This is a genomic window from Leptospira ilyithenensis (assembly GCF_004771005.1).
In the GTDB taxonomy this organism is placed as follows: domain Bacteria; phylum Spirochaetota; class Leptospiria; order Leptospirales; family Leptospiraceae; genus Leptospira_A; species Leptospira_A ilyithenensis.
The window spans coordinates 109619-117002 of the sequence record NZ_RQHV01000032.1; the positions used below are offsets into that span (position 1 = coordinate 109619).

The 7384-nt window shown below is 40.5% G+C and carries 7 protein-coding genes and 2 pseudogenes; 5 read left to right on the forward strand and 4 right to left on the reverse strand.

The genetic code is table 11. The annotated features are described in order from the left end of the window. Window positions 1-2: 2 nt before the first annotated feature. From EHS11_RS04735 to EHS11_RS04745, 3 genes are all read left to right on the forward strand, one after another. Complete coding sequence (locus EHS11_RS04735; RefSeq protein WP_135763258.1) at window positions 3-1322, forward strand: NTP/NDP exchange transporter; 1320 nt, start codon at window positions 3-5, stop codon at window positions 1320-1322. Window positions 1323-1331: 9 nt separating this feature from the next. After that, on the forward strand, window positions 1332-2282 hold the full coding sequence (locus EHS11_RS04740) for an aldo/keto reductase (protein ID WP_210413629.1): 951 nt from the start codon (window positions 1332-1334) through the stop codon (window positions 2280-2282). A gap of 67 nt (window positions 2283-2349) precedes the next feature. Next, window positions 2350-2907, forward strand: a complete 558-nt coding sequence (locus EHS11_RS04745) for a YbhB/YbcL family Raf kinase inhibitor-like protein (RefSeq protein WP_135763259.1) — start codon at window positions 2350-2352, stop codon at window positions 2905-2907. 1 nt (window position 2908) lies between these two features. Here EHS11_RS04745 and EHS11_RS04750 read toward each other — a convergent pair whose 3' ends face one another. Both EHS11_RS04750 and EHS11_RS04755 read right to left on the reverse strand, forming a co-directional pair. Then, entirely contained in the window at window positions 2909-4702 is a 1794-nt protein-coding gene (locus EHS11_RS04750; RefSeq protein ID WP_135763260.1) for a PAS domain S-box protein, read from the reverse strand. A gap of 422 nt (window positions 4703-5124) precedes the next feature. Continuing rightward, a complete protein-coding gene (locus EHS11_RS04755; protein WP_135763261.1) occupies window positions 5125-5523 on the reverse strand; it encodes a 6-carboxytetrahydropterin synthase in 399 nt (132 codons plus the stop codon). A 63-nt stretch (window positions 5524-5586) separates the two neighbouring features. Between EHS11_RS04755 and EHS11_RS04760 the strand changes: the two genes are divergently transcribed. Beyond that, window positions 5587-5814: a DUF1858 domain-containing protein gene (locus tag EHS11_RS04760; protein ID WP_135763262.1), complete on the forward strand. Its 228-nt coding sequence runs from the start codon at window positions 5587-5589 to the stop codon at window positions 5812-5814. Between the two features lie 275 nt (window positions 5815-6089). Here EHS11_RS04760 and EHS11_RS04765 read toward each other — a convergent pair. Together EHS11_RS04765 and EHS11_RS04770 are read right to left on the reverse strand one after the other, a co-directional pair. Further along, a pseudogene (locus EHS11_RS04765) lies at window positions 6090-6344 on the reverse strand (hypothetical protein); the annotation flags it as partial. Between the two features lie 25 nt (window positions 6345-6369). Beyond that, window positions 6370-6738, reverse strand: coding sequence for a hypothetical protein (locus tag EHS11_RS04770; protein WP_135763264.1), 369 nt, complete (start codon window positions 6736-6738; stop codon window positions 6370-6372). Between the two features lie 127 nt (window positions 6739-6865). On the opposite strand from EHS11_RS04770, the pseudogene EHS11_RS04775 reads away from it, so the two are divergent. After that, window positions 6866-7384, forward strand: a pseudogene (locus EHS11_RS04775) (hypothetical protein); the annotation flags it as partial.

Consider the following 7384-nt stretch of genomic DNA (forward strand, 5'->3'; position numbering starts at 1 on the left):
ATATGGACAAACGATTAAAGACCTTTTTTATTAGGATCAATCTGGTTTTGAAAGTTCAGCCTCACGAAATTCCCATTCTCATTTATTCAAGTTTATGTTTTTTTTGCATTCTATCTTCCTATTATATACTTCGCCCTATCCGTGACGAATTGGGGATCGAAACAGGGACCAAAGCACTTCCCTGGCTTTTTTCCGCCACTTTGATTTCCATCATTTTACTCAATTTCCCTTTTGCCTGGCTCACTCATAAACTCAATCGAAAGCACTTACTCAATTTCCTATTCCGTTTCTTTCTTTTACAGTTGTTAATCTTTGCATTTCTCTTTTCAACCAATCCTCATAATATCTGGATCGGTCGTATTTTCTTTGTTTGGGTCTCAGTATTCAATCTTTTCGTTGTCTCCGTATTCTGGGTGTTAATTGTAGATCTTTTTCAGGAAGAAGAAGGAAAACGACTTTTCGGAATCATATCTGCGGGAGGTTCCATAGGAGCGATTGCAGGGTCTCTTTTTACAGCAAGCCTTGTAGAACATACTTCCAAAACAAATCTGCTCATCGTATCGGCGATCCTTCTGGAACTTGCAGCCCAAGCAGGAATGCGAATGTACACTGTTCGTGCAAAGTTGCAAAAGAAAGAAATCGATTCGACCAGGCCCATCGTAGAAAACAGCTCTCTCTTCTGGGGACTATTGGGCATGTTCCATTCACCTTATCTTGCTAATGCGGCACTTTACGTATTCATTTATACAGCGACTTCTTCTTTAATCTACTTCCAACAGGTTCATATCTTTGAAACCGGATTTTCTTCTGCGGGAGAAAGGACTTCCCTATTGGCAAAAATGGATTTGGCCGTGAATGTTTCCACATTGATCATTCAAATTTTATTTACAAGCAGGATCATTCGATTTCTAGGAGTGAGCGGAGCTTTGGCAATGCTTCCTATTATTGGAATTTTAGGTTTTGGATTTTTGAGTGTTTTTCCTTCCATAACACTTGTTTTGATCATTCAGATCACAAGAAGAGTGGGACAATTTGCACTGGCAAAACCCACGAGAGAAGTTTTATTCACGCTCGTTTCCAAAGAAGATAAATTCAAAGCTAAAAATTTCATGGATACCGCAGTCTATAGATTAGGTGATCAATCCGGAGCATGGATTCACGCTTTTTTCTCATTCGTAGGTATGAACCCGATCCAGATTTCCATGTTAGGAATAGGAGCTTCCCTGCTTTGGTTGTGGAATGGTATTTGGTTGGGCAAAAAAGAAAAGGAATTGGTTTTAAAAATCGAACAAAGATCCAGTCTAAAAAAAGATCATCTTTAGGAAGAAAGTATGTTTAGTAGAAAAAAATTCATCCTTGGCAGTTTGTTGATAACATCCTCTCTGAAAAAATTAAAATCCGAACCGAATTCGAGGAATCCTTCCATGGAAGCACAATCAAATCCATCTTTGAAAAATACAAAAGTTCTAAAAGCTAAGATTCTATCCAGCGGAGAGTTTCTTCCACGGGTCGGACTTGGCACCTATCAGACATTTGACGTAGGGAAAGATTCGTCAAAACAAAAAGAACTGTCCCTATTATTGGAATACTTTTACTCCTCGGGCGGAAGTATGATCGATTCTTCTCCTATGTACGGAACTTCCGAAGAAGTTGTCGGAGACGTTTCTTTGAAAACAAATTTGAATGAAAAGTTGTTTTTTGCCACCAAGGTATGGATCAGCGGAAAAGAAGCCGGCGAAAAACAAATGTTATCCTCTCTCTCCAAAATGAAACGAAAACATCTGGAATTGATGCAAATCCATAACCTTGTAGATTGGAAGACTCATTTAATAACTCTTAAGGATTGGAAAGAAAAAGGAATCATTCGTTATATAGGAATCACACATTATACGACGAGCGCTTTTCCCGAGTTGGAAAAGATCATTCGATCGGAACAAATAGATTTTTTGCAAATCCCCTATTCCATCGCGGAAACAACCGGAGATGAAAGATTGATTCCCGCTGCGTTTGATCACGGAGTGAGTGTTATCGCAAACGAACCGTTTGCCCGTGGTCGATTGTTTTCCAGCACCAAAGGTAAAGATTTACCTGGCTGGGCAAAAGAAATAGGAATCAGCAGTTGGGCGGAATATTTTCTGAAATTCATTCTGGCTTCCGAAAAAATTCAATTTGTAATACCTGCGACAAACAAACTGGGGCACCTTAAAGAAAATATGACAGCCGGCACAGGCAACTTACCGTCTCTTTCCGACCGAAAGAAAATGAAGTCGGAGTTTTTTTAAAATTAGAGATGCAGTTTTTCAAAAGAGAAATTAATCTTATCTTAGCATTTGAACTCGGAGGTTTGTTATGCGATTTTCTTTTTTAAAAACCAATCTTTTACTTACAACCATTTCTATCGTGAGTGGCTTATCCGCGGCCGATATCAAACTCACCAGTAACGCCATCAAAGAAGGTTCTGTTCTTACAAATGCGCAAGTTTTCAACGGATTCGGTTGCAGTGGAGAAAACATTTCTCCCGATCTGAATTGGACGGGAGTTCCGAAAGAAACAAAGGCATTTGCAGTCACTGTATATGATCCTGATGCTCCTACCGGGAGCGGATTCTGGCACTGGGTTGTTTTTAATATTCCCGCCGATGCGACAGGGCTTGCTTCCAAAGCAGGAAACGAAAAAGGAACTCTTCCACAAGGCTCCATCCAAAGCAGAACCGATTTCGGCAAACCAGGATTTGGCGGAGCTTGTCCTCCTGCGGGAGACAAACCTCACCGTTACATCTTCAAAGTGTACGCTTTAAAAGACAAAATTCCTTTGGACGCGGACGCTCCGGGCGCCTTGGTAGGATTTTATATCAATAGCCTAAAACTGGCAGAAGGAAAACTGAACGCAAAATACGGCAGAAAATAAATTACAACTTCAAACTAAGGATGACCGTTAAACCTTCGTTTGGATTTGAAATCGTACTGACTACACCATCAATCTGCTCCGTCAGATTCTTTACTAACATAAATCCGAGCGTATTAGCTTCGCTCGGATTTGTGGTTTTGGAAAGCCCGCAACCGTCATCAGATACAACCAAATTCACATGATCACTGACTTGATTCAAATGAACGCGAATTTCTCCTTTATGATCATTGGGATAAGCGTATTTCAAGGCATTTGTGATTAATTCGTTTAAGATCAATCCCACTGGCAAGGCACGTTTCAAATCCAATTGAATCTTTTCCAGTTTAACCGAAAATTGAATCTTTTTTGAATTGATCGCATACATTTCCGAAAAGGAATCGATTAAATCCTTAATGTACAAATGCAAATCCAACCTATCTATCGCGGACGATCGGTACAATCTTTCATAGATTTTAGACATGGAATGTATACGAGACTGTGCATTTAGAAAGATACGTTTTGTATCTTCGTCTTTTATATGGTTCAATTCAAAACCAAGTAAGTTGGAAACAACATTCAAACTGTTTTTAACTCTATGTTGCAATTCTTTAAGAAGGATTTCTTTCTCATCCAAAGATTTTTGGAGTTCCGCTTCCACATGTTTTTTCGCAGTGATGTCATGATTGATGCTGAGTAGGTACTTTTCACCGGAGATGACAATCTGCTCGACGAACACCAGTATATCGGCGACATCTCCCGATTTTTTGCGAATCTTCATCTCTTCGCCTTCGATCCTGCCTGTATCTCTTAAAATTTCAAGAAGACGATCTCTTTCTTCGGAAATCCACCAGTGCTGCGTTTGCTTTGTACTTTTTCCGATAATTTCATCTCTTCTATATTCAAACAACTGGCAGAATGCTTTATTTACGCTTACATAGACTCCGTCCGTATAACGCGTAACAGCCATTCCCATGGGACTTGCCTTAAAAATAGCCGCGAATCTTTCTTCTGATCCCCGCAATTCTTCCTGCATTTTATAGTCTGCCGTTACATCCCGAAAAACAAGTACGACTCCCAAAACATCGCCTTTTTCGTTTTGAATCGGTGCTCCGCTGTCCGCAATTTGATACTCTACTCCATTTTTGGCAAGTAAGGCGGTATGATTGGCAAGGCCGACGATCTGTCCTGTTTTTAAAACCTCATCAATCGGGTTTTTGGCAGGCACTCTGGTTTTTGCATTTACGATATGAAATACATTTCTAACAGGAGCACCGATTGCTTCGTATGCGAGCCAGCCAGTCAATTTCTCTGCGACAGGATTCATTCTTGTGATTCTTCCTTGGTTGTCGGAAGCAATCACAGCATCTCCGATGGAGTTCAGAGTAACACGAAGACTTTCTTCTTTCTTTTTGACTTTCTGATTTGCATAAAAAAGATCGAACGCCATATCAATAGAAGATTGTAATACAAAATTGCCGGAGTTTTTGATCACATAACCGTATCTCGTGATGCCTCTTACTTTTTCCACCATCTCTTTTTCTGCATGCGATGTAAGAAAGACGATGGGAACTTCTACCATTTTCAGAATCTCCCGGGAAGTTTCCGTTCCATCCAATCCGGCGCCCAAATCCATATCCATTAAAATCAAATCAACCTCTTGTCCGGATTGAATCAATTTGATTGCTTTTTCTCCGGAGGATGCGGTGTAAACAGTATATCCCACCAAACGCAGAGCTTGCGCTTCCGCCATTCCGATTATCGTATCATCTTCTACTATCAGTAAGGTTCTTTTTTGCTTTTCTACTTGAGTAATCATGACGTCCCTCACAAGGATTCTTTTCGCAAATGAGCAAACTCTATTTTTATATTTTTAAAATGATTTATCTATTAGAAATTCATAATCCCAAGTTTTATTTTTGATTTACGAGGATTTAAATATTACCCTCTACCAAATTAATAGACAGTTTTTAGATTGGTTTTTTGCAAAATAAGCGGAAAAACGCCGTTTTCCACTAAGATCAGTTTTTTGAACTGATTATGTAATCATTTTTATGACTTATTTCTATCAGACATAAGAGAAATCCGTTTAGAGAAATGGAAAAAAGAACGATGTCCGAAAACGCAAACTTATGGGTTTTATGCAAAACAGAGTCATAAAACTTAAAAATCCCGCTGCTTCGTTGGCAACGGAAAAGAGTTCAAAAGCACAAAACGAGCGCTATATCCACCTAATCATAATTAGGGCTCAAAGAAAGCAAGATTTTCAGGACCTTCATGAATTACGATCCTTATGATTTTTCCGTTTGTTTTCGCCACTTCTTCTTTGAGTCCCACAAAAAACCAACGGGCTACATTTTCGGAAGTAGGATTGATTCCTTTAAAATCGGGGTGTTCATTGATCAGAAGATGGTCTATACTATGAACCAACTCCTGCAACCGGTTTCTTGCCGTTAAAAAATCGTAGCTGATTCCATCCGGACGAATGTTTTCTTTTCCCGACAGAAAGACTTCCACTTTCCAGGAATGGCCATGAATCGGCTCATCGGAACCATCCGGAAAATAATCATACAAATAGTGTGCGGACTCAAACCGCCCTTCGATCCGAACGTAAAATTTCCCAGATTCTTCGGTAAACATTCCAATTGACGAATAGGGGAACGTCTAATATTTGTATAGTAAATTACTATCCGAGGTGTCCTGATGACCGAATCAACCGCAGCCCGTTTTCATAAAGAGATGACCGTTGGAGAAGCAATTGCCATCCATCCTGAGGCTGGTCTTGTTTTCTCTAGCTACCACCTAGGTGGTTGCTCACACTGCTCCATCAACGAAGTCGAGACCATCGAACAAGTTTGCATGGGCTATGGTGTAGAAGTAGACACTCTGATCGATTCTCTCAACAACCTCTTTGCTGACGACGAAGAATAAGATTTAGACCGCCTCCCTCTCCGAGGGATCCGGCTTTTCGCTCCAAGCCCTAGCGCGGGGGATTTTGATTTTCATTTAGTAAGAATTAATCTGTTTGATCGAAATCTTACTTTAACGATCTATGCTTTCTTTTAAGAGCACAGATATAGTATGTCCTGAATGTTTCAAATTTAGCACAGACCTATCTAATATTGTAGCTTTTGCAAGGAAGGGCTGCCAATTCGAATTGGATATGTTAGTTGGAACTCATTGGGTGGGGTTAACCACCCATCTCGTTATCCATAAGTAAGTAACTTCCACATGATTGCCGCAGATCGTAATTTATAAAGTCCCCTAGCCAAAGCAAGAACTCCAGGGTGTCCGTCTCCTTTTTCACCGAGATGTCCGCCAAGTGTTGTTAGAAATAAAATTCTCCAGGCAATGATCGAATCAATGGCAAGAACTCTTTGTAATCGTTCGAATGTTTGAAATTGATGTTCTTCAATTTTGCAGCCTGACTTTAAAGTCTTAAAGAAAGTTTCAATCACCCACCTTTGGCGATACTATCCTATTTTTTTAGGAAGCATCTTCAAAATTGAGAATCGGAATCGTTGTTAGAATGATCCAATGAATAGGATCTCGCCCTTTCGGTGTCCTCTTCCTATCAACTTTCTTTTGGTTGTTCGTTCTTCCATCTAGGGTCGATTCTCTCGCCCGAACTTGAGAATCAAGAATTCCCAAGGCTGTTCCATCGACAGTTACTGCCAAAGTAGGATGATAGAAAAAACCTTTCACATACTTTGAATCATTTATGCATCCAAGTCCCTCTATATCGTTACCATTCTGGAACGAGATGTGAAACCACAAAGCCACCAAATGCGTTCCCTCTAACACATCTTTACCGCTACCGCAAGCAAAACCTTCCCAATCAGAAATTTTCTTCAAATAAGTTCGCCTTTTTGCCGCATGGTGCCGGCTAACGTAGACCTATATTGAAAAAATTTTAAAAAATAAATATTTTTTCCCTTTTTTATTTATCAAAAGGAATATACCAATAATATCCGTTATACAAATGCCAGAACGATCCTTACGTTTGCTTTTGACTTTTTGTTTGTTCAGTTGTGGGCCGTTAGCGCCCGAGGACTGGGCACCTTCTATGTTTACAGTATCCTTGTTATTAGGCGGAAGTTCGGCAAACAGCTCAACCTCACTCAAACCAGGACAAACTGTCAATCTCAATGGAGGACAGGGAAATGTCACAGGGACAGTTGTAGATACCGATGGGGACGGGATCGCAGATGGAATTGTGATTCATAACGTCGGCCCGGAAGGCAACTCTTCCGGAAGCAGTGCGCCACCCAACCTTGTTTTAATTGATTCCGACGGGGATGAGGTTCCCAATGGTGTGGATGCAAACGGAGACGGTATCATTGATTATTACCTTTCCATCGGAAATGGTGGATCAGTCAGTTTAACAACACAACCGAACGGAGGCGGAAACCAGGTAACAGTCGTTCTCGGGCAAGGTTTTGATTCCAACGGAGACGGAGTCGTGGACAATCCCATCCTCAGCCAAATCGCAAATGATACG

Excerpts from the sequence above, each read along its gene's own strand:
- EHS11_RS04735 (WP_135763258.1), top strand. The coding sequence starts at position 3 with ATGGACAAACGATTAAAGACCTTTTTTATTAGGATCAATCTGGTTTTG.
- EHS11_RS04740 (WP_210413629.1), top strand. The coding sequence starts at position 1,332 with ATGTTTAGTAGAAAAAAATTCATCCTTGGCAGTTTGTTGATAACATCC.
- EHS11_RS04745 (WP_135763259.1), top strand. The coding sequence starts at position 2,350 with ATGCGATTTTCTTTTTTAAAAACCAATCTTTTACTTACAACCATTTCT.
- EHS11_RS04750 (WP_135763260.1), bottom strand. The coding sequence starts at position 4,702 with ATGATTACTCAAGTAGAAAAGCAAAAAAGAACCTTACTGATAGTAGAA.
- EHS11_RS04755 (WP_135763261.1), bottom strand. The coding sequence starts at position 5,523 with ATGTTTACCGAAGAATCTGGGAAATTTTACGTTCGGATCGAAGGGCGG.
- EHS11_RS04760 (WP_135763262.1), top strand. The coding sequence starts at position 5,587 with ATGACCGAATCAACCGCAGCCCGTTTTCATAAAGAGATGACCGTTGGA.